20 protein-coding genes are annotated in these 24,460 nt (G+C 67.4%); 3 read left to right on the top strand and 17 right to left on the bottom strand.

Features of this window, described 5'->3' with window-relative positions; translation table 11 throughout:
- Positions 1–15 precede the first annotated feature (15 nt).
- The 3 genes from dctP to PA01_06415 form a co-directional block, all read right to left on the bottom strand.
- On the bottom strand, positions 16–987 hold the full coding sequence (gene dctP / locus PA01_06425; GenBank protein ID KON82350.1) for a TRAP transporter substrate-binding protein DctP: 972 nt from the start codon (positions 985–987) through the stop codon (positions 16–18).
- A gap of 171 nt (positions 988–1,158) precedes the next feature.
- Positions 1,159–2,475 carry a TRAP transporter large permease gene (locus PA01_06420; GenBank protein KON81288.1) on the bottom strand — a complete coding sequence of 439 codons (1,317 nt, stop codon included), beginning with the start codon at positions 2,473–2,475 and terminating at the stop codon, positions 1,159–1,161.
- 1 nt (position 2,476) lies between these two features.
- Positions 2,477–3,010: a TRAP transporter small permease gene (locus PA01_06415; protein KON81287.1), complete on the bottom strand. Its 534-nt coding sequence runs from the start codon at positions 3,008–3,010 to the stop codon at positions 2,477–2,479.
- A 166-nt stretch (positions 3,011–3,176) separates the two neighbouring features.
- Here PA01_06415 and PA01_06410 point away from each other — a divergent pair, with 166 nt between their 5' ends.
- Both PA01_06410 and PA01_06405 read left to right on the top strand, forming a co-directional pair.
- Positions 3,177–4,166: an SDR family oxidoreductase gene (locus tag PA01_06410; protein KON81286.1), complete on the top strand. Its 990-nt coding sequence runs from the start codon at positions 3,177–3,179 to the stop codon at positions 4,164–4,166.
- A gap of 76 nt (positions 4,167–4,242) precedes the next feature.
- A complete protein-coding gene (locus tag PA01_06405) occupies positions 4,243–4,962 on the top strand; it encodes a PRC-barrel domain-containing protein (GenBank protein KON81285.1) in 720 nt (239 codons plus the stop codon).
- A gap of 81 nt (positions 4,963–5,043) precedes the next feature.
- On the opposite strand, the gene PA01_06400 is transcribed toward PA01_06405, so the two are convergent.
- Complete coding sequence (locus PA01_06400; protein ID KON81284.1) at positions 5,044–6,393, bottom strand: sorbosone dehydrogenase family protein; 1,350 nt, start codon at positions 6,391–6,393, stop codon at positions 5,044–5,046.
- A 308-nt stretch (positions 6,394–6,701) separates the two neighbouring features.
- Here PA01_06400 and PA01_06395 point away from each other — a divergent pair, with 308 nt between their 5' ends.
- Positions 6,702–7,406, top strand: a complete 705-nt coding sequence (locus PA01_06395; protein KAI5913057.1) for a PRC-barrel domain-containing protein — start codon at positions 6,702–6,704, stop codon at positions 7,404–7,406.
- 253 nt (positions 7,407–7,659) lie between these two features.
- Here PA01_06395 and PA01_06390 read toward each other — a convergent pair whose 3' ends face one another.
- From PA01_06390 to PA01_06330, 13 genes are all read right to left on the bottom strand, one after another.
- Positions 7,660–8,808, bottom strand: coding sequence for an ABC transporter substrate-binding protein (locus PA01_06390; protein ID KON81283.1), 1,149 nt, complete (start codon positions 8,806–8,808; stop codon positions 7,660–7,662).
- Positions 8,809–9,300: 492 nt separating this feature from the next.
- Positions 9,301–10,512, bottom strand: coding sequence for a CoA transferase (locus PA01_06385; GenBank protein KON81282.1), 1,212 nt, complete (start codon positions 10,510–10,512; stop codon positions 9,301–9,303).
- Between the two features lie 57 nt (positions 10,513–10,569).
- Positions 10,570–10,821 carry a MoaD/ThiS family protein gene (locus tag PA01_06380; protein ID KON81281.1) on the bottom strand — a complete coding sequence of 84 codons (252 nt, stop codon included), beginning with the start codon at positions 10,819–10,821 and terminating at the stop codon, positions 10,570–10,572.
- A gap of 6 nt (positions 10,822–10,827) precedes the next feature.
- Positions 10,828–13,188 carry a xanthine dehydrogenase family protein molybdopterin-binding subunit gene (locus PA01_06375; GenBank protein ID KON81280.1) on the bottom strand — a complete coding sequence of 787 codons (2,361 nt, stop codon included), beginning with the start codon at positions 13,186–13,188 and terminating at the stop codon, positions 10,828–10,830.
- A gap of 19 nt (positions 13,189–13,207) precedes the next feature.
- Positions 13,208–13,705, bottom strand: coding sequence for a (2Fe-2S)-binding protein (locus tag PA01_06370; protein ID KON82349.2), 498 nt, complete (start codon positions 13,703–13,705; stop codon positions 13,208–13,210).
- Positions 13,686–14,564, bottom strand: a complete 879-nt coding sequence (locus tag PA01_06365) for a xanthine dehydrogenase family protein subunit M (GenBank protein ID KON81279.1) — start codon at positions 14,562–14,564, stop codon at positions 13,686–13,688. The genes PA01_06370 and PA01_06365 overlap by 20 nt, the downstream gene beginning before the upstream one ends.
- A 26-nt stretch (positions 14,565–14,590) precedes the next feature.
- Positions 14,591–16,204 carry a methylmalonyl-CoA mutase family protein gene (locus PA01_06360; protein ID KON81278.1) on the bottom strand — a complete coding sequence of 538 codons (1,614 nt, stop codon included), beginning with the start codon at positions 16,202–16,204 and terminating at the stop codon, positions 14,591–14,593.
- Positions 16,201–16,620 (bottom strand): cobalamin-dependent protein, encoded by a 420-nt coding sequence (locus PA01_06355; GenBank protein ID KON81277.1) that lies wholly within the window; start codon positions 16,618–16,620, stop codon positions 16,201–16,203. Before PA01_06355 ends, PA01_06360 begins: the two co-directional genes overlap by 4 nt.
- Positions 16,617–17,750 (bottom strand): acyl-CoA dehydrogenase family protein, encoded by a 1,134-nt coding sequence (locus PA01_06350; protein ID KON81276.1) that lies wholly within the window; start codon positions 17,748–17,750, stop codon positions 16,617–16,619. The genes PA01_06355 and PA01_06350 overlap by 4 nt, the downstream gene beginning before the upstream one ends.
- Complete coding sequence (locus tag PA01_06345) at positions 17,750–19,444, bottom strand: hydantoinase B/oxoprolinase family protein (protein KON81275.1); 1,695 nt, start codon at positions 19,442–19,444, stop codon at positions 17,750–17,752. Before PA01_06345 ends, PA01_06350 begins: the two co-directional genes overlap by 1 nt.
- On the bottom strand, positions 19,441–21,567 hold the full coding sequence (locus PA01_06340) for a hydantoinase/oxoprolinase family protein (GenBank protein ID KON81274.1): 2,127 nt from the start codon (positions 21,565–21,567) through the stop codon (positions 19,441–19,443). Before PA01_06340 ends, PA01_06345 begins: the two co-directional genes overlap by 4 nt.
- Complete coding sequence (locus tag PA01_06335) at positions 21,567–23,099, bottom strand: long-chain fatty acid--CoA ligase (GenBank protein KON81273.1); 1,533 nt, start codon at positions 23,097–23,099, stop codon at positions 21,567–21,569. The genes PA01_06340 and PA01_06335 overlap by 1 nt, the downstream gene beginning before the upstream one ends.
- A gap of 144 nt (positions 23,100–23,243) precedes the next feature.
- Positions 23,244–24,449, bottom strand: coding sequence for a thiolase family protein (locus tag PA01_06330; GenBank protein KON81272.1), 1,206 nt, complete (start codon positions 24,447–24,449; stop codon positions 23,244–23,246).
- Positions 24,450–24,460 lie beyond the last annotated feature (11 nt).

Here is a 24,460-nt window from a genome sequence, read left to right as displayed (position 1 = left end):
ACCCGGCTCACCGCGTCAGCGGCCGCTGCCGAACAGCTCGCGCAGCTTCGCGACGTGCTGCGGGCTCGCCTGCTCGATGCCTTTCCAGCCGGCTTCGTACGCCCGGCTGCGGAACTGCGCGGCCTGTTCGGCCGGAATCGGGAGGGTCTCGATGTTTGCCGCAGCCTGGCGCGCCTTCTCCGCGTCGGCAGCGGCAAGATCGTCGGCGTTGTGCGATTCGACCCACGCGACCTGCTTTTCGAGGAACGCGCGCTGCGCGTCGTCGAGCTTCTTCCAGGTGTTCTGGTTCATGTAGAAGCCGACTTCGACGTTGTAGAAGCCGGGCTCGACGCGGTATCTGGTCTTCTCCTGCCAGCCGAGATCGAAGATGCCGACCGACGGCCAGCCGTAGCCGTCGACGACGCCGCGCTCGAGCGCGGTGAACACTTCGCCCGGTGGCACCTGCAGCGGCGTCGCGCCGAGCGCCTGGAAGAACGCGCGATACACCGGCACGCTGCGCAGCTTCATCCCCGAAAAATCGCCGCCGCCGACTTTCTTGTTCGTGTAGATATGGTACTGCAGCCCGTCAGAGACGCGCGCGAGCCATACCATGTTGCCTTTTTCGCGGTGGATGCCGTCGAGCAGCGCATGGCCGCCGTTCGCGCGCAGCTCGGCGATCGGCTTTTCGGCGAGCGACCCGGCGATCGCTTCGGGCACCAGCGTCGCGTGGAACACGCCGGTGGTGTTGGCGAAATCGACGACGCCGGCGCGCACCGCGTTGCCGACTTCGAGCGGCGGGATCGATTCGGGCCCGCCGACGACCTGGATCTTCACGAGCCCCTTGCCTTCGCGGTTGACCTTCTCGACGAAAGTCTTGAAGCGCTGGTTGAAGAACGTGTCCTGGCCGAACGCGCTGACCGCCTTGAGCGTGATCTCGGCGGCGTTCGCGCCGCTGCCGATCAGCGCGATCAGTGCGGCGACAGCGAGCTTGTGGGTGCGGATGTTCATCTCCTCGTTCTCCATCTCGTTATGACAACGCAATCGAATAGAACCATCGCCGTTCGCCCTGAGCCCTTCGACTTCGCTCAGGACAGGCTTGTCGAAGGGCAGGGCTCGGCAGGGCTTCGACAGGCTCGGCCCGAACGGTACTTGCCTGCCGGGTTTGCAGTGAAAGGCAAACTATTTCATCAGTGCGGGCAGGCCGACCGCGAGCCAGGGCAGGGCGACGATCAGGCCGAGCACGGCGACTTCGATCAGCACGAACGGCGCCGCGGCAGCGTAGATCTGGCGCAGCTGGATCGGCGGCGGCGCGACCGACTGCATCACCATCAGCAGCAGGCCGAACGGCGGCGTCAGCAGCCCGAGTTCCATCGACACCAGCATCATCACGCCGAGCCACACCGGGTCGATGCCGGCGGCGTTGGCGAGCGGCATGAAAAACGGCAGCGTGATCATCATCATGCTGATCTGGTCGATCACGCAGCCGAGCACGAGCAGGATCAGCAGCATGCCGAGCACCAGCATCAGCGGCGAGAGCTGCAGTTCGCTGACGACGCCGAGCAGGCCGCTGGTCGCGCCGGAAAAGCTCAAGAGCTGCGCGAAAGTCGTCGAGGCGACGAGCACGAACAGGATCACGACCGACACCCGCGCGGTTTCGACCAGCGACTTGTGCAGCGCGCGCAGCGTCAGCGCGCGGTAGCAGATCGTCGCGATCACCGACGCGACCGCGCCGATCGCTGCCGACTCGGTCGGCGACGCCCAGCCGGCGAGCATGCTGCCGACGACCACGGCGAAGATCGAAAACAGCGGCAGCACGTCGCGCACGAACGGCTTCCAGCGTGCCCACGCGCCCGCGACCGGCGCCGCTTCGTCGATCGGTGCGAGCTGCGGATCGAGGCGGCAGCGGATGATGACGTAGAGGAGAAAGCAGACGGCCATCAGCAGCCCGGGCAGGATGCCGCCGATCAGCAGCTGCGCGATCGAAATGCCCGCAAGGCTGCCGAGCATCACGGCGAGCGCCGACGGCGGAATCAGCATCGCGATGCCGCCGACAGCCATGATCGGCCCCATCGCCAGAGTCGGGTGATAGCCGCGCTTCAACATCTCGGGCAGCATCACGCCGCCCATCATCGCGGTGTTCGCGATCGTCGAACCGGACAGCGCGGCGAACGTCGTGCCGCCGAGCACCGACACGACCGACAGGCGCCCGGGCAGGCGCGCGATCAGCCGCTCGATCGCCTCGATCGCGCGGAACGCGAGTCCGGTGTGGAACAGCACTTCGCCCATCAGCACGAACAGCGGGATCGGCGTCAGCGAGAAGCTGGTGATCGAACCGACCGAGTTGCGCACGAGCTGGCCGAGTCCCGCCTCGCCGCCGAGAAAGATCCACGCGCCGACGAGGTTCACGCCGAGGAACGTGAACGCGACCGGAACGCCGACCGCCATCAGCCCGAACATCAGGCCGAGCATCAGCAGCAGAGCCCAGTACCATTCCATGTCAGTCGCCTCCGGCGCCAGGCAGCGCGCGGGCGAAGCGGCGCGCGAACTCGATCGCGAGCAGCGTGCACGCGAAGATCATCGGGATGTTCAGCCACCACTCGGGAATCACCAGCACCTTGAACACGACGCTGCCTTGTGCGGCGGCGTCGCGCGCGACGGCGAGCGCCTGCCACGCGAGCACGGCGCAGATGGCGAAGCACAGCAGGTCCGTGCCGAGTTCGAGGCGCCGGCGCATCGGCGCCGAAACTTCGCGGACGAGGACGTCCACGCGGATGTGGTCGCCGAGGTAGAGCAGCCACGGTGCCGCGACGAAAGTCGCGACCATCAGGATGTACTCGGTCATCTCGGTGCTCCACGCGATCGACCCGCCGCCGACGTTGCGCAGCACGACATCCGCGCACACCAGCAGCGCCATCGCGCCGAGCAGCAGCGCGGCGACGAGGCCGCAGGCGTTCATCAGGTGATGGTAATAGCGGTAGCGGAGCGAGCCGAACGAAACGGCCTGCACGGCCGCTGCTTCCTGCAATGCCATGTCGAGCTCCCGTGGCGGTGCGGAAACAAATTATTGGCACATCCCACGATTCCTGCACTCCCCGTGAAGGGGGGGTGAGCGGTCGCCGCTGGCGCCCCGGTGCGTGCGGGGCGCGGCGGGCACTGCGATTGCTGTCGCGCCCTTGCTTCCGGCCAGGGGGGGGGAAATGGACACGAAAGTCGTTGTCGTCACCGGCGCGTCGGCGGGCATCGGCCGGGCGACTGCGATGGAGTTCGCGCGGCACGGCTGGCGCGTCGCGCTGCTCGCGCGCAGCCCCGAAGGCCTCGAAGGGGCGTGCCGCGACGTCACCGAAGCGGGCGGCGAGGCGCTCGCCGTGCCGACCGACGTTGCCGACCCTGCGCAGGTGGACGCCGCGGCGGCGCGCGTCGAGCGCGAGTGGGGGCGCATCGACGTGTGGGTGAACAACGCGATGGCGACGGTGTTCTGCGATTTCCTGCACACCCGCCCGGAAGACTTCATCCGTTCGACGCACGTCACTTACCTCGGCTCGGTGTGGGGCACGCTCGCGGCGCTCAGGCACATGAAGCCGCGCGACGACGGTACGATCGTGCAGGTCGGCTCGGCGCTCGCATATCGCTCGATCCCGCTGCAATCGGCTTACTGCGGCGCCAAGAGCGCGACGCGCGGCTTCATCGATTCGCTGCGCAGCGAGCTGATTCACGACAAGAGCCGCGTCCACGTGACGATGGTGCAGTTGTCCGCGTTCAATACGCCGCAGTTCGACTGGGCGCGCAACTGCATGGGCAAACGCCCGCAGCCGCTCGGCACGATCTTCCAGCCCGAGATCGCCGCGCGTGGCATCTACTGGGCGGCGACGCATCGACGCCGCGAACTGTGGGTCGGCTTGCCGGCAGGCCAAGCGATCCTCGGCACGCGGCTGGTGCCGGGCTTTCTCGACCGGCGCCTGGCTTTTCGCGCTTATGACGGGCAGCTCACCGACCATGCCGATCCTGCCGGGCGTCCCGACAACCTGCACGCGCCGCTGCCCGGCGACCGCGGCGCGCACGGGCGCTTCGACGACCGTGCGACCTCGTCCGCTCCGGCGCTGTGGTGGGCAACCCACCGTTGGGCGATGGTCGCGCTCGGGCTCGCGGTGCTCGGGGCACTCGGGATGCTGTTCGGCGTCCGGTCGTGAGCTGCCGGAGCCTCGCGCCGCGCGGAACGCCGTTTGCTCGTCAGCGCTTACGACCACCAAATCCAAGGAGGCAGCCATGCTTCTCAGGGCGAAGGGCGAATTGTGCAGTCGGCATCTCGTCGCGACGGACGGCAGGATCGGCGCGGTGCGCGACGTGTATCTGGACGACGCGCGCTGGGTCGTGCGCTATCTGGAAGTCGAGGCCGGAGACGAGGGCGTCGGCGGACGCAAAGTGCTGATCTCGCCGTCCTCGATCCGGCGTGACGCGGGCAGCGACAAGGATATCGCGGTCGCGCTGACCCGCGAGCAGGTGCGCAACAGCCCGGGGGCGGACCAGGACATGCCGGTGTCACGGCAGTTCGAGGAAGCGCACGCGCGCTACTACGGCTACCCGTTCTACTGGGACGGACCCTACCTGTGGGGCTCGTCGCCGCATCCGGTCAGCGGCGAACCGTCGGTGACGCTGACGCCGCGAGGCGAGGTCGCCGGCGAGCGCGTGCGCGAGCTGAAGGAAGCCGAGCAGCGCGCGCGCGAGTCGCATCTGCGCAGCAGCGAGGAGGTGATCGGCTATCGTCTCGTCGCGACCGACGGACCGGCCGGGCACGTCGAGGACTTCCTCATCGACGACAGCGATTGGCGCATCACGGACATCGTCATCGATACGCGCACCTGGCTGCCGAGCGACCACCTGCGGCTGCCGACCAGCGCCGTCGCGAAAGTCGATTGGGCGACCCGCGAAGTGCGCCTGAACCTTGCGCGCGCCGAAGTCGGGAAGGCACCGAAAGCGCAGACGTAGAGGTTCCGCACAGGCGGGGTGCGCCGCCGGCCGGCATTGCCCCGGCCGCGCAGGCAAGAAGTACAGCACCTTGAAAGAACTTCACTGCTGGGTTCGGGCCGTCCCCGCGTCTGTCGCCTTGCCGCTCGGCGCGACTCGCCAGACGACATTGCCGACGTCGTCGGCAACGAGCAGCGCACCGCGCTTGTCGATCGCGACGCCGACCGGCCGCCCCTGCGCCTCGCCGTCGGCGTTGACGAAGCCGGTCAGCACGTCGATCGGCTCGCCGGACGGAGCGCCGCCGGAGAACGGCACGAACACGACTTTGTAGCCGCTCGGCGGGCGGCGATTCCACGAGCCGTGCAGGCCGATGAAAGCGCCGTCGCGAAACGGCGGCGGCAGCGCGCTTTTTTCACCGAACATGAGCCCGAGCGCCGCGCTGTGCGGCACTAGCGCATAGTCCGGCTTGATCGCGCGCGCGACGAGGTCGGGGCGCGGCGGCTTGACGCGCTCGTCGACGTGCGCGCCGAAGTAGCTGTAAGGCCAGCCGTAGAAGCCGCCGTCGGCAACCGACGTCAGGAAGTCCGGCACGAGGTCGCTGCCGAGTTCGTCGCGCTCGTTGACGACCGTCCACAGCCGGCCGGTGTGCGGCTCCCAGTCGAGGCCGTTCGGGTTGCGCAGGCCGCTCGCGAAAAGGCGGTGCGCGCCGGTCGCCGGGTCGATTTCCCAGATCGCCGCGCGGCCGGCCTCGGCCTCGAGGCCGTGTTCGGCGACGTTGCTGTTCGAGCCGACCGTCACGTAGAGCCGCGCGGCGTCGGGGCTGGCGATGACGTTCTTCGTCCAGTGGTGGTTGCGCGGTCCGGCCGGCAGCGCCACGACCGGGACGCCGGCAGCGGCGATTTTCGTGTCGCCGTCGCGGTACGGAAAGCGCACCAGCGCATCGGTGTTCGCGACGTACAGGTCGCCGCCGATGAGCGTCATGCCGAACGGCGAGTTGAGCCCTTCGAGAAACGCGAACCGCTGTTCGGCGACGCCATCGCCGTCGGCGTCGCGCAACAGCGTGATGCGGTTCGCGCTCGGCACTGCCGCGCCCGCGCGCTTCATCACTTGCGCCATGATCCAGCCTTTGATGCCCTGCCTGTCTTTCGGGCGCGGCGGCGCGTTGGTCTCGGCGACCAGCACGTCGCCGTTGGGCAGCACGTACAGCCAGCGCGGATGGTCGAGGTCGCCGGCGAAGGCCTCGACATGCGTGCCGGGGGCGCCCGTGGGGCGCGCGCCCGACGGCCAGCCGACCGCCGGGGCGATATCGACCGTCGGGATCAGCGACTTCGCCGGCGGCGGCAGCACCGGATCGGGGCCGAGGCTCGCGGAAGGATCGAGCCGCGCGGTCTCGGTGCACGCGGTGAGGCTCACCGAGCACAGCAGCCCGACGAGCGTCCCGCTGCCAGACAAGCGGCGCGATGCCGAAAGCGGCCTCGACCGAGTGCCCGACCTGCTTCCCTTTCGCAACTCGTGCGGTGCGCCGCGCGCCCTCGTCGGGGTGATCGCGGAATCTGTCATGGTCTCGTCTCCTCGCGCGGCTCGGGGCGGAATCCATGCAAGCGGCGTGCCGCCCGAGTCGGGCATGGAGCTTGCCAATCGGACACCATGGTGCGAGCCGGTGCCCCGCGAAAGGACGCCGATGCCGGCATCGCGAACGACGACACCGTGACCGCCGCATGGAGCGTTCGCTGCAATGGCGGACCACAAAGGAGACCGTGATGTTCTATCGACTCACGAAGCTGCAGGGTTATTCGATCGAGGCCATCGACGGCATGATCGGCAATGTCAAGGATGTGTATTTCGACGCCGAAGGGTGGGGGGTGCGCTATTTTGTCGTCCGCTCCGGGAACTGGCTGCGCGAGCGCGAGGTGCTGATCTCGCCGCGCGCGATTCGCCCGGGAGCCCGCAGTGACGATGCGATTGCGACGAACCTGACGCGCGAGCAGATCGAAAAGAGCCCGCCCGTCGCGACCGGTCACCCTGTCTCGAGACATTGCGAAATGGCGCATGCCGCCCATTATCGCGACGATTTTTACTGGAGCGACCCGCCCAGCCGCGCCGGCGGCGCGTTCGGCAGGCTGCTCGGAACGGCGCAACTGCAGCCGGGGAACGAAGTGAGCCAGTTGGAAGCGATTGCGGAACGCGAGATCGAGGCCGCTGAACGTTCTCATCTGCGCAGTGGCGCGGAAGTGATCGGATACGACATCGAAGCGACCGATGGCACGATCGGCACCGTCGAGGACTTCCTCATCGACGACGAGGACTGGCGCGTCAGCTACCTGCTCGTCGACAAGCGCAACTGGGTCGGAAGCGGGCACGTCCTGATCCCGGTCGAAGCGGTGGATCGCATCGACTGGGGCGTGGGGCTGGTGCGGCTGACGATGACGCGGGACGAGGCTGCGCGCAGCGCCGGTTATCCGTGAGCGACGGAGCGGCAGCACAGCCGTCACGGGGTGCAGTTTTACGCTGCACCCTGCCTTGTTCTCCCGGCGGGTCGACGGGGTGCTCGCTCCCGGCACCGCGCGCGACGGGCGGGGCCGCTGTGCCGGCTCCGGTTGAGGCTTAGGAAGCGCTGATTTATTCCGTTCGCCCTGAGCTTGTCGAAGGGCATTCCCTGCAACAACAAGGGCTTCGACAGGCTCAGCCCGAACGGTTTCGATTTAATCAGCGCTTCCCTTACTTCGCCAGCGTCCAGCCGCCGTCCTTGACCGCGATCAGCACGCGGCCGCGTTCGTCGAAGCCGCTGTGGTCGTCTTTCGTCATGTTGTAGACGCCTTGCGTGCCGACCAGCTCGGTGGTCTGTTCGAGGCTGTCGCGCAGCGCCGCACGGAACGCTTTCGTGCCGGGCTTCGCGCTCTTCGCGGCGAGCGGGATCGCCTGCTCCAGCAGCAGGCCGGCGTCATAGACGTTGGCGCCGAAAGTCGCCGGCTTGCTGCCGTGGGCCTTTTCATACGCGGTGATGTACTCGGTCGCGACCTTCTTTGACGGGTTGCTGTCGGCGATCTCGGGCAGCACCAGCATCAGGCTCGCGGCGAGGATCGTGCCTTCGACTTTCTTGCCACCCAGCTTCAGGAAGTCCGGCAGCGCGGCGCCGTGCGTCTGGTAGATCCGGCCGGTGTAGCCCTGGTCGCGCAGCGTCGTCTGCGGCAGCACTGCCGGCCCGCCGGCGGCGGCGACGAGCACCGCGTCCGGGTTCGCGCCGAGGATCTTCAGGCTCTGGCCGGTGACCGACGCGTCCTGGCGCTGGAAGCGCTCGTTCGCGGTGATCTGGATGCCGTTCGCCGCGGCGAGCGCGGAAAACACTTTGTACCAGTTTTCGCCGTACGGATCGCCGACGCCGATGAAGCCGACGGTCTTCACGCCGCTTTTGACCATGTGCTCCATCAACGCCTTGGCGATGATGTCGTCGTTCTGGGTGGTCTTGAACACCCATTTCTTCTTGTCGTCCATCGGCGTGACGACCGCCGCAGTGCCGACCGGTGCCAACAGCGGCACGCCGGCTTCGGCGATGAACTGGATCACGCCCATCGCGTTCGGCGAACCGGATGGCCCGATGATCGCATCGACGTTCTGTTCCGAGATCAGCTTCTTGACCGCGGTCACCGACGCGGTCGGGTCGCTCGCGTCGTCGAGCGCGATGTACTCGACGGTGAGGTCGCCGATCTTCGCCGGCAGCAGCGGCACGGTGTTCTTCTGCGGGATGCCGACCAGCGCCGTCGGGCCGGTCGCGGACGAAACCACGCCGATTTTGACCTGCGCGTGGGCGGACAGCGATGCCGCGAGGATGAGCCCGGAAAGGGCCATCTGAAGCCTCTGGATTTTCATGTTCAATCGTCTCCTACGGTGTGGACCACAAGGACCTCTTGCCGCACACGCGGACCGGTGTCCGCGCGCTCCTCTCGCCGTCGATGGCTTCCGGGATTATTGGAATGAAGGCGGCCTGCGCCCCCGGAGGCGCAGGCCGTCCTGCCCGACATGACGCTGTCGGGCGGACGTTGGATCATCAAACGCGGCAGCCAAATACTCTTCGGTACCAAATACCCTTCGGTGCCAAATACCCTTCGGTGCCAAAGGAGGTTCGGTGCCAAAGACCGTTCGGGCTGAGCTTGTCGAAGCCTTCGCGGCGCCCTTCGACAAGCTCAGGGCGAACGGTAGTGGCAGGCCCGAGCGAAGTCGACGGGCACGGGGCGAACGGTTGGGGCAGTCCCGAGCGAAGTCGACGGGCGTGGGGCGAACGGTAGTGGCAGCGCCCTTCGACAAGCCTGTCCTGAGCGAAGTCGAAGGGCGTGGGGCCAACGCTTGCAAGTGATTGCCGGTTCAATAGTTGTCGTGCTCGTACCCCGCGACGATGCCTCGTTCGCGCAGCTGCGCGATCGCCTCGTCGGCGTAGCCGGCTTCGCGAAGCACCGCGCAGGTGTCCTGTCCGTATTTCGCCGGAAACGCCAGTTCACCTAGCGCGCCGGCGACGTCGACGGCCATCGGCTGCATGTGCACGAGCCGGCCGTCGGGCGTGCGCGTCGTCGTCAGGCGGCGGCGCACCGCATCCATGTCGCGCACCGCGGGAATGTCGTGGATCGGCGCATGCGGGATCGTTGCGTCGCGAAAATCCGCGGCGATTTCCGCTGTCGCGAAGCGCGTCGTCACCGCGATCATGTCGCGGTGGATCGCGTCGCGCTCCTTGTGCCGCCCTTCGTTCGTCGCGCGGGAGGCTGCGCCGAGCGACGCGAACTTCGGGATCTCGGTGAGCCGGCGCCACTGCACGTCGCTGCCGATCGCCATGTAGATGAAGCCGTCGGCGGTCGGATAGACGTTGGTCGGGATGAACTTGCGGTGCGCGTTGCCGCAGCGCGTGATCTCGGCCGGCTGGCAGTCGAAGTCGAGCAGCGGCAGCGTCGTGATCAGCCACGACGCAGCGGCCTGCAGCATCGACACGTCGATGCGGCTGCCTTTGCCCGTCTCGGCGCGCTCGAGCAGCGCCAGCATGACGTTGGCGAACACTTCGTCGCCCGCCTTGAGGTCGACGATCGGCACGCCGGCGAGCGTCGGCGGGCCGTCGGCGTCGCCGGTGAGCTCCATGTAGCCGGCCATCGCCTGCAGCACCGGGTCGTAGCCGGGCGCGTCCGGGTAGTCGGGGCCCATCGCCGAGATGGCGGCCCAGATCAGGTCGGGCTTCGTGCGGCTCAGCGTCTCGTAGTCGATGCCGAGCTGCTCGTAGCGGCGCGGCACGGTGTTGCAGCAGAACACGTCGACGTCGAGCTCGACGAGCAGACGCCGCAGCAGGAGCTGCCCGTCGGGCTCCTTCAGGTTGATCGCGATCGCCTCCTTGCCGACGTTCGGCGCGATGAAATACGTGCGCCGGTCGTCATCGACGACGTTCGCGCCGATGTAGCGGTTCGGGTCGCCGGGCAGGCCGCCCCGGGACGGCGTCGATTCGAGACGGATCACGCGCCAGCCGAGCTGGGCGAAGCGCAGCGTCGCGTAGGGCATCGACAGCGCCTGCTCCATCGACAGGACGGTACGGCGCCTCATGTGGCACTCCGGCGGGTGCTTTCGGCAGGCAGGATCTGGAATATCAAGAGCTTCTCCTCACCCCCCCGCGATCGGGGGGGCCAAAATGACTTCGTCCTCGTCACGCACCGGATGGTTGCGATCGGCATAACGCGAATTGACCGAGACCAGCACCACGTCGATGTACTCGAAGGCGAGCTTGTAGTGTTCGCCCTGGCTCGGCAGCCAGTCGAGCAGCATGCCCACGGTCCTGATCTCGGTTGGCAGCACGATCTCTTCCGACTCGCGGCCCAGGCTGTCGCGCAGCCAGGCGTAGTACTTCAGCTTCATGCGCGTTCACACCGCCAGCGCTTCCGAGGGCGTGGTCGCCTTGCCCGATGCTGTCTGCATCCGCCGCTCATGGATGGCGCGGGCGACCGTTTCCGGCGACATCGGCGGGTTGAAGATGCGCACGCCGGTCGCGTTGTACAGCGCGTTGGCGATGGCCGGCGCGATCACGATGGTCGGTAGCTCGGAGATGCCCTTGGCGCCATACGGGCCTTCGGCGCAATCGCTCTCGATGAAGTGCAGGTCGAGCGGCGGCATCTCCGGCGCGGTGATGAGCTTGTAGTCGCGGAAATTCGGGTTCTTCAGCAGGCCGTGGTCGAGCACCATGTTCTCGCTCAGGGCGTAGCCGAGGCCGATGGCCACCCCGCCCTCGACCTGCGCCTCGAGGCCCATGCGGTTGATGACGCGGCCGACGTCCTGGGCGATCGTGACCTTGTCCACCTTGATCTCGCCGGTCAGCGTGTCCACGGTGATCTCGGCGATATGCACGGCGTGCGAGTAGGCGGCCGAGTGGTCGGACATGTGCTTGGCGCCCTCGGGCTCGCTCTTCGGCTCGTAGTAGTCGGTGACCATCACCAGCTCCGGCTCGGCCTGGAAGTGCATCTGGCGCAGCAGGCGGTCGAGCTTGATGATGGGCGTGCCGCACTGGTCGCGCACGACCGAGCCGCCGCGCAGTTCCAGCGTATCCGCCGGCTCGCCGAGCATCTTCTCGGCAGCGGCGAGGATCTGGGCCTTGGCCTTGCGCGCCGCGCGGCGCGTGCCGTTGCCGGCGATGAAGGTGGTGCGCGAGGCATGCACGCCGACGTCCCAGGGTGCGATGTCGGAGTCGTTGTTGACGATGGTCACGTGCTCGAGCGGTACGCCGAGCTCCTCGGAGACGATCAGGGTGATGACGGCGTCGATGCCCTGGCCGATTTCCGAGGCGCCGGTGATGACCGTGACGCGGGCGTAGTCGTCCATCTTGAGGATGGTGCCAATGCCGTCCGACTTGTGGATCTTGGCGCCGCCCGCGTTGTGAATCGACGAGGCGAGGCCGATGCCTTTCTTGTAGCGGCCAGGCGCGTCCTGCTGCGCCGCGTATTCCTTGCGCTTCTTGCTGTAGTCGCTGGCCTGGGCCGCGGTCTCGAGGCACTCGACCAGGGCGCATTCGCGCAGCAAGGATTTCTGCGGCGTGATCTCCCCGGACTTCTGCGAGTTCTTGAGGTGGAATTCGAGCGGGTCCATGTCCACCATGTCGGCGAGCATGTCCATCTGCTGGGCGGTGGCGTAGGTGCACTGCACGTTGCCGTAGCCGCGGAACGAGCCGGCGTAGGGGTTGTTGGTGTAGATCGCCTGGGCCTTGAAGTCGACCACGGGCACGCGGTAGTGGCCCGAGACGGTGCGCATCATGATGACCGGAATGGTCGGGCCCCAAGAGGTGTAGGCGCCGTTGTCGAGCAGCACGTCGGCGCTGCGGAAGGTCAGCGTGCCGTCGCGCGTGCAGCCGGTGCGCATGTGGATGATCGCCGGCTGGCGCGTCGGCGAGGCCTTGAACTCCTCCTCGCGCGAGTAGATCACCTTGACCGGGCGGCCGGTGCGCTTCGCCAGCAGGGCGGCGATGGGCTCGTAGGGATAGACGTCGAGCTTGGAGCCGAACGCGCCGCCGATCGGCGGCTGGATGACGCGGATGTCGCCGGGGTGCAGGCCGAGCGCCGGCGCCAGGTCCATCTTGTAGTTGTACGGGTACTGAGTCTGCGTCCAGATCGTCAGCTTGCCGTTGTGATCGAAGTCGGCGATGGCGCAGGAGGTGCCCATGCAGCAGTGGGTGACGTGATGCGGACGGAAGACGTTGTCGACGACGAAGTCGGACGCTGCCTCGGCCGCGGCGACATCGCCGTGCTGGAACTCGAAGGCGAGGCTCTTGTTGCCGGGGAAGTTGTCGTGGATCAGCGGCGCGTCTTCGCCGGCACCGTCCTCGGGCGTGAACACGCCGGGCAGGTCCTCGTACTCGACCTCGATGAGCGCGACGGCCTGGCGCGCGATGTCCTCGCTCTCGGCGGCGACGGCGGCGATCTCGTCGTGCTCGCAGCGCACCTTGTCCTTGAGGGCGACGTTGTCGCGCACGAAACCGAACTTGAGGCCGGTGGCGTCCTTGCCGGTGAGCACGGCGTGGACGCCGGGCAGCTGCTCCGCGGCGGACGTGTCGATGCGGACGATCTTCGCGTGCGGCCGGCCGGCGAACAGCACCTTGCCGATCAGCATCTGCGGCAGCACCATGTCGTTGATGTAGCGCGTCTTGCCGATGGCCTTGTCGGGGGCGTCGGGCTTCTTGACGCGGGTGCCGATCAAGGTCTGCTTCGCCGTGGGTGTAGCGTTGGCGGTCTTTTCCATGATTTGACTCCGATCCGGGTTACGGGTTGGCACGGCCGCCGCACGTGTTCGTTGCGGCCACGGCCTCGACCGCGTCCAGCACCTTGGTGTAACCGGTGCAGCGGCACAGATTGCCTTCAAGGCCCCGTTGCGCCTGTTCCCGCGTCAGCTCCGGGTTGTTGGCGAGCAGGTTGCGCGCCTGCATGATCATGCCCGGCATGCAGAAGCCGCACTGCACCGCGCCGTGATCGACGAAGGCCTGCTGCACCGGGTGCAGGCCCTCGGGCGTGCGCAGTCCCTCGATGGTCACGACCTCGCGTCCGTCACAATCGACGGCGTACATCAGGCAACTGTTGACGGTCTTGCCGTCGATCTCGATCGTACAGGCGCCGCACTCGCCTTCCCCGCAGGCGTACTTGGTGCCGGTCATGCCGAGCCTGTCGCGCAGCATCGCCAGCGCCTTCATCGTGGTCGGCACTTTCAGGCTGACCGGGCGGCCGTTGAGCGAGAAGCGGATTTCAGTTTCCACGGACATCATCGAGTACCTCTTCAACGAACACTTTGACGAGATGACTGCGGTACCAGGCGCTGGCACGCACGTCATCGATGGGTTTGGCATCCTCGGCCGCCGCGGTGACCGCCGCCGCGATGGTCGCGGCGTCGAGCGGCCGGCCTTCGAGCGCGGCTTCGACATGGCGGGCGCGCAACGGCGTCGGCGCCACCGACCCCATCGCGACGCGCACGTCACCCAGCCTGCCGTCGGCGACGCGCGCGCCGAGGGCCACCGAAACGGTGGAGATTTCAAGCGCCGGGCGCGGGCCGGATTTGCGGAAGCGGGCGACGAAGCCGGGTGCGGGCCGCGCGAACACGACGGCGGTCAGCAGCTCCTGCGCCAGCTTGACGGTCCTGCCCGGGGCGACGAAGAACTGCTCCAGCGGCACCCGGCGCGTATGCGCGGCGCCGTCGCGCCAGCACGCGAGTTCGACCGCCGCGCCCAGCACCAGCAGCGGCGGGCTCATGTCGCCGGCCGGCGAAGCGTTGCACAGGTTGCCGCCCAGCGAGGCCGCGTTGCGTATCTGTTCGCTGGCAAAATGCTCGGCCGCCTCGACCAGCACCGGCGCGATCTTGGCCAGCGCGGCGCTGCGGCGGATCTCGGCCACGGTCGTCGTCGCGCCGATGCGGATCTCGGCGCCGTCGGTCGCGATGCCGCCGAGCCCCTCGACGCGGTTGATGTTGAGCAGCCGCGCCTTGTACTGGCGCGCGCCGGATTCGGTCTGCGGCGCGAGATCCGTGCCGCCGCACAATACCGTCGCATCGCCGTCCGCCATGGCCTGCAAAGCTTCGTCGAGGCGCCGGGGCGCCAGGTAGGTGGTGATAGCTTCAATGGTTTCGCTCATTTCTTTCCTCGACTTCCTCGGTGCTCTCAGAAGCGGATCGGTTCCTGGTAGCGGCCATAGACCTTCACCAGTTCCTTCGTGATTTCGCCGACACTGGCATAGGCCTTGACCGCCTCGACGATCGCCGGCATGACGTTCGCACCGGCCCGGGCGGCTTCGCTGACGGCGGCGAGCGTGCGCGCGACGTGCGCGCTGTCGCGTTCGGCGCGCACCTTGTTCAGCCCGTCGATCTGCACGCGCGCGTCGTCCTCGTTGTACGGGTGGAACTCGACCGGATGCTCGTCCTCGTGCTCGTTGCGGTAGCGGTTGACGCCGACTTTCGGGAACTTGCCGGACTCGATGTCGCGCTGCATCTGGTACGCCTGCGCCGAGACTTTCGCCTGGATGATCCCTTCCGACACGAGCTTGACGATGCCGCCCTGCGCGTCGGTCTCGGCGATGATCTCTTCCATCTTCTTGCGCATCTCGTTCGTCATCGTCTCGACGTAGTACGAGCCGCCGAGCGGATCGACCGTCTCGGTCATCCCCATCTCCTCGATGAGGATCTGCATCGTGCGCAGCGAGATGCGCGCCGAATACTCGGTCGGGATCGTGTAGGCCTCGTCGTACGAGCACAGCGCCATCGTCTGCGTGCCGGAGAGCGCGCTGATCAGCGCGTAGTACGCGCCGCGCACGATGTTGAGCTCCGGCTGCTCGAAGGTCAGGCCGCCGCCGCCGCCGGCCGCGATCATGCGCAGCCACATCGAGCCGGGTTTTTCGGCGTGGTACTCCTCCTTCATGATCTTCGCCCACAGGCTGCGGCCCGCGCGGAACTTGCACACCTGCTCGAAGAGGTTGCCGAAGATGTTGAAGTTGTACGACAGCCGCCCGGCGAATTCGTCGACCGCCAAGCCGCGCGCGATGACTTCGTCGGCGTAGGCTTTCGCGATGCAGAACGCGTAGGCCATCTCCTGCGCCGGGGTCGCGCCCGATTCGCGGATGTGGTAACCGCACACCGACACCGGGCTGTATTTCGGCGCGTGCTCGGCGCAGTACTCGATCGTGTCGCCGACGAGCTTGATCGACGGCTCGACCGGGAAGATCCACGTGCCGCGGCCGATGAACTCCTTGAGGATGTCGTTCTGCGCGGTGCCGCGCAGCTTCCGGACGTCGTAGCCGCGTTTTTCGGCCATCGCGAGGTACATCGCGATCGCGATCGCCGCCGCGCCGTTGATCGTCATCGACACGGTGATCTTGTCGAGGTCGATGCCGTCGAACGCGACTTCGAAGTCGCGCAACGTGTCGATCGACATGCCGACGCGGCCGATCTCGCCGGCGGCGAGCGGGTCGTCCGAGTCGAGGCCGATCTGCGTCGGCAGGTCGAACGCGACGTTCAGCCCTGTCTGGCCGTTCGCGATCAGGTACTTGAAGCGCTGGTTCGTGTCGTGCGGATTGCCGAAGCCGGCGTACTGGCGCATCGTCCACGCCTGCTTGCGGTACATCTCGCGGTGGATGCCGCGCGTGAAAGGGTATTCGCCCGGCTCGCCGAGCATCGTCGTGCCGCCGCTCTCCTCGACGTCCGCCGCGGTGTAGAGCGGCTTGACTTCGAGCCCGGATTCGTTCGTGACGATTTTCAGCGTCGATTGCGCGCGGTCGTTCATGCGACGTGCTCCCGGACATTCTCACGGATATAAGCGACGATCGCGTCGAGCTTCGAGCCGGTCGGGAAAATGCCCGTGAAGCCGAGCTCGCGCAACGCGTCGTGGTCCTGCGCCGGCAGGTTGCCGCCGATCAGCCACAGCTTGTCCTGCAGGCCGCCGGCTTCGAGCAGCGGTTTCAACTTGCGGCAGAACGGCAGGTGCGAGCCCGCCATGCTGGAGAGCGCGATGACGTCGACGTCCTCCTCGAGCGCGATCCGCCCGACCTGTTCGGGCGTCTGGCGCAGGCCCGTGTAAATCACTTCGAAGCCCGCGTCCATCATCGCGCGGGCGACGATCTTCGCGCCCTGGTCGTGGCCGTCGAGGCCGGGCTTCGCGAGCAGGACCTTGATCCTGCGTTGCTGTCCTGTGTCGTTCATGAGCTCACTTCCTTCGCAATGACGAGTTTCAGGATTTCACTGGTACCGCCGCCGATCAGCGTGAAGCGCACGTCGCGGAGATACCGCTGCACCGGGTATTCCATCGCGTAGCCGTACGACGCGAGCACGCGCGCCGCGTCGTCGCAGATGCCCGCTGCCGTCTCGGTCGCGAAGAGCTTCGCCATCGCGGCTTCCTTGTGGTGCGGGCGCTGCATGTCGCACAGCCACGCGGCGCGGTGGACGAGAGTGGTCGCCGCTTCGAGTCCGGTCGCCATGTCGGCGAGCTTCAGCTGGATCGCCTGGAAGCGGTTGATCGGCTTGCCGAACTGTTTTCGTTCGCCGGCGTAGCGCACCGCAGCGTCGAGCGCGGCGCGCGCGACGCCGAGCGCCATCGCGCCGGTGATGATGCGGATCTCGGCGAGCGTCTTCTTCAGATGCCCTGCGCCGTCGCCTTCCTCTTTCGACAGCCGGTGGCTGTCGGGCACGAAGCAGTCGTTGAATGCGACTTCGGACGTCGGCAGCGCCCACACGCCCATCTTGTGGATTTCGCGCCCGACGGTGAGGCCCGGGAAGTCTTTCTCGACGAGGAAGATCGTCAGCTTCTTCTCGTCGCCGGCGCGCGCGAACACGGTGAAGAAGTCCGCGACCGGCGCGGACGTGATCCACGTCTTCTGGCCGTTGATGAGATAGCCGCCGTCGACTTTGGTCGCGGTCGTCGCGATCGATTCAAGGTCGGAGCCGGCGTTCGGCTCGGTCATGCAGATCGCGCCGATCCTGTTGCCGGCGAGCGCCGGCTTGAAGAGGCGCTCGACGATGTCGGCGTTGCCCAGGAGCTGCAGGAACTTCGTCCCCATCAGCGACTGCATCGCGACCGCCCCGGCGAGCGACATCGAACCGCGTGCGACTTCGGACAGCGCAAGACAGAACTCGGACAGCGCGAGCCCGGAGCCGCCGACCGACTCGGGATAGCGCATGCCGAAGAAGCCGAGCTCGCCGAGATCGCGGAACAGCGCGCGCGGGAACGCGTGCGCCTCGTCGAGCGCGGCCGCCTGCGGCGCGATGCGCTCGTCGCAGAAGCGCGCGAAAGTGTCCTGGATCGCGCGTTGTTCGGGTGACAGATCGAAATCCATCACGCACTCCCTTCGGCTTTGTAGCCGTACAGCTCGCGCGCCGCCTCGGCCGAAATCACGCCGTTCCTGACCTCGTCGGCGAGCAGCTTGCGGTTGCGCCGCTGCGGGTCACCGTAGCCGCCGCCGCCGCTCGCGACCTGATGATAGATCGTGCCGCGCGGCACGCCGGTGATCAGGTCCTTGTTCTTCGGCACGACGGTCTGCCCGTCCGGATAGTGCAGGCGGATGAAGTTCAGCCCGCCGTTGCCGCCGCCGAAAAGCCCGAACGCCGGCTCGAAGTCGCCGTCGCCGAACGTCACGAGCTGCGTGTCGTCCGAGCCGATCTCGAAAATCGTCTCGACGCCGAGGCCGCCGCGCCATTCGCCGGCGCCGGCCGAATCGGTCAGGAGCTCGTGGCGGATCAGGCGGTGCGGCGTCTGCTGCTCGAACATCTCGTAGTCCTGGTCGAGCACGCCGCCGGATGCATCGATCATGCCGATGTGGTCGTAGCCGTCGGTGCCGAGCATCGCGCCCGAGCCGCCCTTGAGGCCCATGAAGCCGATGTCGACGTATTTCTCGTTCGTCTTCGGATCGATGCCGGTCGTGAGTGAGGCGAGCAAGTTGTTCCAGCCGGCGGTGACGCGCTCCGGCATCACTGGCGCGAGCGCGCGCTGGATCGCGTCGGCGTTGGGCGGGCACAGGTGGTTGCCGAACGTCGTCGCTTTCGGATACGCGGCGTTCAGGATCGTGCCTTCCGGGATCACGATCTCGATCGGCTGCACCATGCCTTCGTTGTGCGGGATGTCCGGGTTCACCATCTGCAGCAAGGTGAGGATCGTCGCCGACGCGCTCGACGTGAACGTGCCATTGACGAAGCCGTTGGTCTGCGGGTCGGTGCGCGAATAGTCGAAGCGGATCGCCTTGTCCTTGACTTCGATGTCGACGCGGATCGTGAATTCGGAGCCGACGTGGCGCCCGTCGTAGAACACTTTTCCTTCGCCCGAGTAGCTGCCGTTCGGGATCTTCGCGATCTCGGCTTCCATCATCTTGCGCGTCGCATCGAACAGCGCTTGCTTGTGCGCGTCGTAGCTCGGCACGCCGTACTTGCCGAGGAGCTCGAGCAGCCGCCGCTCGCCGACCGTGCACGCGCCCATTTCGGCTTTCATGTCGTGCTGCACGATGTCGAGGCGCACGTTGGCGAAGATCAGGTTCCACACGTCTTTGCGCAGTTTCCCTTTCTCGACGACTTTCACCGGCGGGATGCGCAGCGCCTCCTGCCACACTTCGACCGCGTTCGGGTTGTAGCCGCCGGCGACGTTGCCGCCGATGTCGGCCTGGTGGCCTTTGACCGCAGTCCAGGCGACGAGCCGCCCTTCGAAGAACACCGGCTTGAACACCGCGACGTCGTTGTTCTGGTTGCCGAGGCTGAACACGTCGTTGTGGAAAATCACGTCGCCGGGGTAGATCTCGTCGCCGAAATATTCCTTGATGTACTTGCACACCGGTGCGAGCGAGAACGCGAGGATCGGCAGGTTCTCGGTCTGTTCGAGCATGTTGCCGTCGCCGTCGTACAGCCCGGTGACGTAGTCCTTCGCCTCGCACAGGATCGGCGAGCGCGTCGTCTGCTCCATCGAGATGCTCATCTCGTCGGTGATCGAGCGGAACGTCCGCGCATAGACGGACAGCAGGATCGGGTCGATCGTCACGGCGCTCATGCCACAGCCTCCTTCTTGTCCTTGATGCACGATTTCACGAGGTCTTCGCGGCCTTTGCGGAACAGCGCGAACGAGCCGAGCGCGTCCACGACGCAGTCGTACGACGCGCTGACGAAGATCGCGGTGGTCTCCTGCTCGATCATCGCCGGCCCAATGATGCGGTTGCCGTGGCGCATCTGGTGGCCGTCATAGACCGGCACGTCGCGGAACGTCTTCGTCTCGGGGATATAGACGGCGCGCCGGCCTTTCAGCGCGTGCGCCGCGTCGTCGCCCGCCCACGCCTCCTCGCGCGCGACCGGCTTGTCGGTGACGCCGATCGCCTGCACGCGCACGTTGATGACTTCGACCGGCGTCGCCTCCTGCTCGAGCGAGTAGCCGTACAGCCGGTTGTGCTCGGCGTGGAACGCCGCTGCGATCGCCGCCGCGTCGCCGGCCTGGATCAGCCGGTGCGGCACGATGAACGACACTTCGTGGTACTGTTTGACGTAGCGGCAGTCGAGCTTGACGTCGAAGCGGCGGCGCGCGTCCGGGATGCGCTCTTCGGTCAGCTGGCGCGCGCCCTCGGAGGCCATGTCGTCGATGATCGCGCCGAGCTTCGGCCAGTCGAGCGCGTCGAGGCGCGACACGAACGTGCGCACGAAGTCGTGCTTGAGTTCGCTCATCAGCATGCCGAACGCGCACAGCACGGACGACTCGCGCGGCACGATCTGCAGCGGAATCTCGAGCTCGTCGCAGATCAGGCACGAGTGGATCGGGCCGGCGCCGCCCGCCGGGATGAACGGGAACTCGCGCGGGTCGAAGCCGCGCTTGATCGTCACTTCACGCACGCCCTGCGCCATGTTGTTGCACGCGACGCGGTACATGCCGGCCGCGGCTTCCTCGACCGTGAGCCCCATCGGCGTCGCGATATGCTCCTCGATCGCGGCGCGCGCGGCGGCGACGTCGAGCTTCATCTTTCCGCCGGCGAAGAACTCCGGGTCGAGGTAGCCGAGCACGACGTTCGCGTCGGTCGTTGCCGGAAGCTTTCCGCCTTTGCCGTAGCACGCCGGTCCCGGATCGGCGCCGGCGCTCTGCGGCCCCATGCGCAACAGGCCGCCTTCGTCGAGCCAGCCGATCGAGCCGCCGCCGGCGCCGATGGTGTGGATGTCGAGCATCGGCAGCGCGATCTTGTGGCGCGCGATCTCGCCGTCGTTCTTGATCATCGGCATGCCGACCGCGACCGACGCTTCGAAGCTCGTGCCGCCCATGTCGGTGATGATGCAGCGGTCCTGGCCGTGCGTGCGGACGTAGAAAAGTCCCGCGCCGGGTCCGCCGGCCGGCCCCGACAGCAGCGTCAGCGCCGCTTTCTCGCGGGCGAGCTGCGGCGAGATGACGCCGCCGTTCGACTGCATGATCAGCAGCAGCCCGTCGAAGCCGATGCCTTTCAACCGACCGACGAGCTGGTCGAGGTAGTGGTTGAGCTTCGGGCCGACGTAGGAATTGAGCGCGGTCGTGCTGACGCGCTCATAGAAGCGGATCGACGGCAGCAAGTCGGTCGATACCGACAGGTACGCGTCGGGCAGTTCGCGGCGCACGAGCTCGGCCGCGGCCTGTTCGTGCGCCGGGTTCGCGAACGAGTTCATGAAGCAGATCGACACCGCCTCGACGCCTTCGCGGCGGAACAGTTCGATCGCCTGCGCGACTTCCTCGACGTCGAGCGCCGCGGTTTCCCTGCCGTCGCGGTCGAGCCGCCCCGGAATGCCGGCGCGCAGATAACGCGGCACGAGCGGCTTCACGTTCGTGTAGCGGTTGTTGTATTGCTCCTCGCGCACGCCGCGGCGCATCTCGAGCGCGTCGCGCACGCCTTCGGTCGTCAGGAGGCCGCATTTCGCGCCGTTGCCGGTCAGCGTCGCGTTCGTCGTCACCGTCGTGCCATGGACGATCGTGTCGATCAGCGGCGCGAACGCTTCGAGCGACAGCGGCGGGTCCATGCTCGCGGCGATGTCGGTGAGGCCATTCACGACGGCGATCGACGGGTCGGCCGGCGTCGACAGCGACTTGAATATCGCTGGCTCGGCGCCGTCGCGCGTGACGACGAAATCGGTGAAAGTGCCCCCGACGTCGATTCCGATCTTCAGTGTCATCAGGTCTGCTCCATGAACGTTTTCCGTGCGACCAGCCGGCGCACGTCATCCTTCCTGACCTTGCCGAGCGCGGTGCGCGGCAGTTCGTCGAGGAACACCACCTCTTTCGGCAGCTTGTAGCGGGCGATGCGGCCTTCGAGCAGTTGCAGCACGTGCCCCGCGTCGAGCGGGCGACCTTCGACCGGCACGACGACGACGACGACGACTTCGCCCCAGCGCTCGTCGGGCCGGCCGACGACCGCCACTTCGGCGATGTCGGGCGACTCGCCGAGCAGGTTCTCGATCTCCGCGGGATAGATGTTCTCGCCGCCGGAGATGATCATCTCCTTCTTGCGCCCGTCGACCCACAGGTAGCCTTCGCTGTCCTGGTGGCCCATGTCGCCGGTGCGAAACCACCCGTCCTTGAGCACCGCGGCGGTCGCCGCCGGGTCGTTCCAGTAAGCGCTCATGACGTTCGGGCCGCGCACGAGGATTTCGCCGCTCGCGCCGGGTTTCACGTCGCGCCCGTCATCGCCGACGATGCGCAGGCTGCAGTGCGGCGCCGCGCGACCGGCCGAACCGGCCTTGCGCTGCGCGTCTTCAGCCTTGACGTACGCGGCGATCGGACAGGTCTCGGTCGAGCCGTAGATCTGCACGAGCGGCACGCCGCGCCGATGCACTTCGCGGATCAGCCGTTCGGGGACGATCGTCGAGCCGGTCGTGATCATGCGCAGGCTCGACAGGTCGGCGCGCTCCCAGCGCGGCCGGGCGATCATCATCTCGAGCTGCGCCGGCACGAGCACGGTCAGCGTGATGCGTTCTCGCTCGATCGCGTCGAAAGTCGCGTCGGGGTCGAACTTCGGATGCAGCACGACCGTCGCGCCGGCGTAGAGCGCCGGAGTCGTCTGGTTGTTGAGCCCGCCGACGTGGAACAGCGGCAGGGTTGTCAGGATCCGGTCGTCGGCGCTCAGCTCGTGCAGGTCGATGCTGTTCAGGGCGTTCCACGCCAGCGCCCCTTGCGACAGCAGCGCCCCTTTCGGCTTGCCGGTCGTGCCCGACGTGTAGCAGATCAACAGCGGCGTCTGCGGGCCGACTTGCGGGTCGCGTGGCACGGCGTCACCGCTGCGCTCGAGCAGCGCGTCGTAGGATATCCAGCCTTGCGGCGGCGCGTCGAACGCGACCAGCGTTACGCCCGCGAGCGCGTCGCGGAACGCGTCGATCTGCGCGACGAAGCGCGACTCGACGAGCAGCACCGACGGCGGACAGTCCGCGAGCAACTGCCGGTGCTCCGGCCCGGCCAGGCGCCAGTTCAGCGGCATGAACAGCGCGCCGAGCCGCGCGCAGGCGAACAGCGCCGCGAGCATCTCGGGGCTGTTGTAGCCGAGATATGCGACGCAGCCGCGATGGCCGACGCCGGACGCCTCGAGCGCCGACGCGAGCCGCTCGACCAGCTCGGCCAGCTGCGCGTACGACAGGTCGCGCTCCGGGAACCGGATTGCCGTCTTGCCGGGCGTGAGCCCGGCGTGGCGGTCTATCCATTCGGACAGCTCCATGCCCACTCCTCCTCCAGTTGTCTCGTCACGGGCGCTTTTTGCGCCTCTATAAACACGTTTTCACTCTGGTCGGGGTACGTCTGTCCGGGCGCTTTTGCGCCTCTCGTCGCTCCCCGTCACGGGAGCTCGTGCAGCTTGTGTTGCCTATGCGTCACATACTTCGATCACCACCGCCATCGCCGTGTCGCCGGCCGCACATCCGGTGAAGAGGCCGAAGCCGCCACCGCGCAGCGCGAGCTCCTCGATCAGCTCGATGATCGCGCGCGTGCCCATCGGCGCCTGCGGATGGCCCCACACGAGCGAGCAGCCGTAGTTGTTCATCAACGCGAGGTCGGCGCCGGTCTCGCGGGCGAAGACGATGTCGTTCACCGCAAACGGGTTGTGCGTCTTGATCGCGGCGAGGTCGGCGATGCTGCGGCCGGCCTGGTCGAGCGCGCGGCGCGCGGCCGGGATCATCGCTTCGGGCATGTACGCAAGTTCCGTCCGGGCGAGGCCGAAGCCGTGCAGGCGGACGGCGATCTTCGGGTTCGCCGACAGCTCGCGCGCCTTGTCGGGCGTGGTGACGACGATCGCGGCGTTGCCGTCGGCCGGGTGCGTCTGCGCACCGAACGTCACGCTGCCGCCATCGACGACCGGCCTGAGCTTCGCGAGCCCGTCGGCCGTCGACCGCGAAGTCCCTTCGTCGCCGTCGAGTGTCGCTGCCATCTTGCGGAAATCCGCGCTCGGCACCGCGAAAGGCAGCGTCATGAAGCGCCGGAGGAACGCCGAATCGTCGCGCAGCGCGTCGCCGTACTGCTCCTCGCGCCGCAACACCAGCTCGTGCTGCTGCGCGGTCGTGACCTTGTGCTTCGCCGCGACGTTCTCGGCCGTGGCGAGCATCGAATGGCCGCCGAGCGGGTCGCAGCCGAAGTTGTCCATGACCCAGTTTTCAGCGCTGCCGGTGCCGCCGGGGCCACGCGGATTCGGGTAATAGAGGTGCGGGCCGTTCGACGTGCGGTCGCAGTTGATCGCCAGCGCGACGCTCGCCATGTCCGACTCGATCTCCTGCGCCGCCGCGAGCAGCGTGCGCACTCCGGTCGCACAGGCCTGCATCATCGTCGGGCCGCCGGCGCGGGTCGCGCCGATCAGGCCGGTCAGCCACGGCAGGCCGTAGAACGCATGCTGTTGCGGCACCGAGAAGCCGAGCACGCCGTAGTCGAACAGCGCGGGGTCGATCGCGCGCCGGCCCAGCTCCTCGCGCGCGACGTGCGCGGCGAAGCGCACGCTGTGGAGATTCGCGAAGCTGCCTTGCCAGCGCGCGAACGGCGTGCTCCAGTACGCGCCGTACGGAATTTCGGCCTTGTAGCTCACGACAGGACCGC

The sequence above is a fragment of the Azoarcus sp. PA01 genome (assembly GCA_001274695.2).
GTDB lineage: Bacteria > Pseudomonadota > Gammaproteobacteria > Burkholderiales > Rhodocyclaceae > Aromatoleum.
This window is presented reverse-complemented; position numbering and strand designations above follow the sequence as displayed.

Bases quoted from the DNA above. Each gene is read 5' to 3' on its own strand.
- PA01_06355 (KON81277.1), bottom strand. From the start codon at position 16,620: ATGAACGACACAGGACAGCAACGCAGGATCAAGGTCCTGCTCGCGAAG.
- PA01_06345 (KON81275.1), bottom strand. From the start codon at position 19,444: ATGAGCGCCGTGACGATCGACCCGATCCTGCTGTCCGTCTATGCGCGG.
- PA01_06405 (KON81285.1), top strand. From the start codon at position 4,243: ATGCTTCTCAGGGCGAAGGGCGAATTGTGCAGTCGGCATCTCGTCGCG.
- PA01_06380 (KON81281.1), bottom strand. From the start codon at position 10,821: ATGAAGCTGAAGTACTACGCCTGGCTGCGCGACAGCCTGGGCCGCGAG.
- dctP (KON82350.1), bottom strand. From the start codon at position 987: ATGAACATCCGCACCCACAAGCTCGCTGTCGCCGCACTGATCGCGCTG.
- PA01_06410 (KON81286.1), top strand. From the start codon at position 3,177: ATGGACACGAAAGTCGTTGTCGTCACCGGCGCGTCGGCGGGCATCGGC.
- PA01_06350 (KON81276.1), bottom strand. From the start codon at position 17,750: ATGGATTTCGATCTGTCACCCGAACAACGCGCGATCCAGGACACTTTC.
- PA01_06370 (KON82349.2), bottom strand. From the start codon at position 13,705: ATGATGTCCGTGGAAACTGAAATCCGCTTCTCGCTCAACGGCCGCCCG.
- PA01_06390 (KON81283.1), bottom strand. From the start codon at position 8,808: ATGAAAATCCAGAGGCTTCAGATGGCCCTTTCCGGGCTCATCCTCGCG.
- PA01_06375 (KON81280.1), bottom strand. From the start codon at position 13,188: ATGGAAAAGACCGCCAACGCTACACCCACGGCGAAGCAGACCTTGATC.
- PA01_06415 (KON81287.1), bottom strand. From the start codon at position 3,010: ATGGCATTGCAGGAAGCAGCGGCCGTGCAGGCCGTTTCGTTCGGCTCG.
- PA01_06335 (KON81273.1), bottom strand. From the start codon at position 23,099: ATGGAGCTGTCCGAATGGATAGACCGCCACGCCGGGCTCACGCCCGGC.
- PA01_06385 (KON81282.1), bottom strand. From the start codon at position 10,512: ATGAGGCGCCGTACCGTCCTGTCGATGGAGCAGGCGCTGTCGATGCCC.
- PA01_06395 (KAI5913057.1), top strand. From the start codon at position 6,702: ATGTTCTATCGACTCACGAAGCTGCAGGGTTATTCGATCGAGGCCATC.
- PA01_06365 (KON81279.1), bottom strand. From the start codon at position 14,564: ATGAGCGAAACCATTGAAGCTATCACCACCTACCTGGCGCCCCGGCGC.
- PA01_06360 (KON81278.1), bottom strand. From the start codon at position 16,204: ATGAACGACCGCGCGCAATCGACGCTGAAAATCGTCACGAACGAATCC.
- PA01_06420 (KON81288.1), bottom strand. From the start codon at position 2,475: ATGGAATGGTACTGGGCTCTGCTGCTGATGCTCGGCCTGATGTTCGGG.
- PA01_06340 (KON81274.1), bottom strand. From the start codon at position 21,567: ATGACACTGAAGATCGGAATCGACGTCGGGGGCACTTTCACCGATTTC.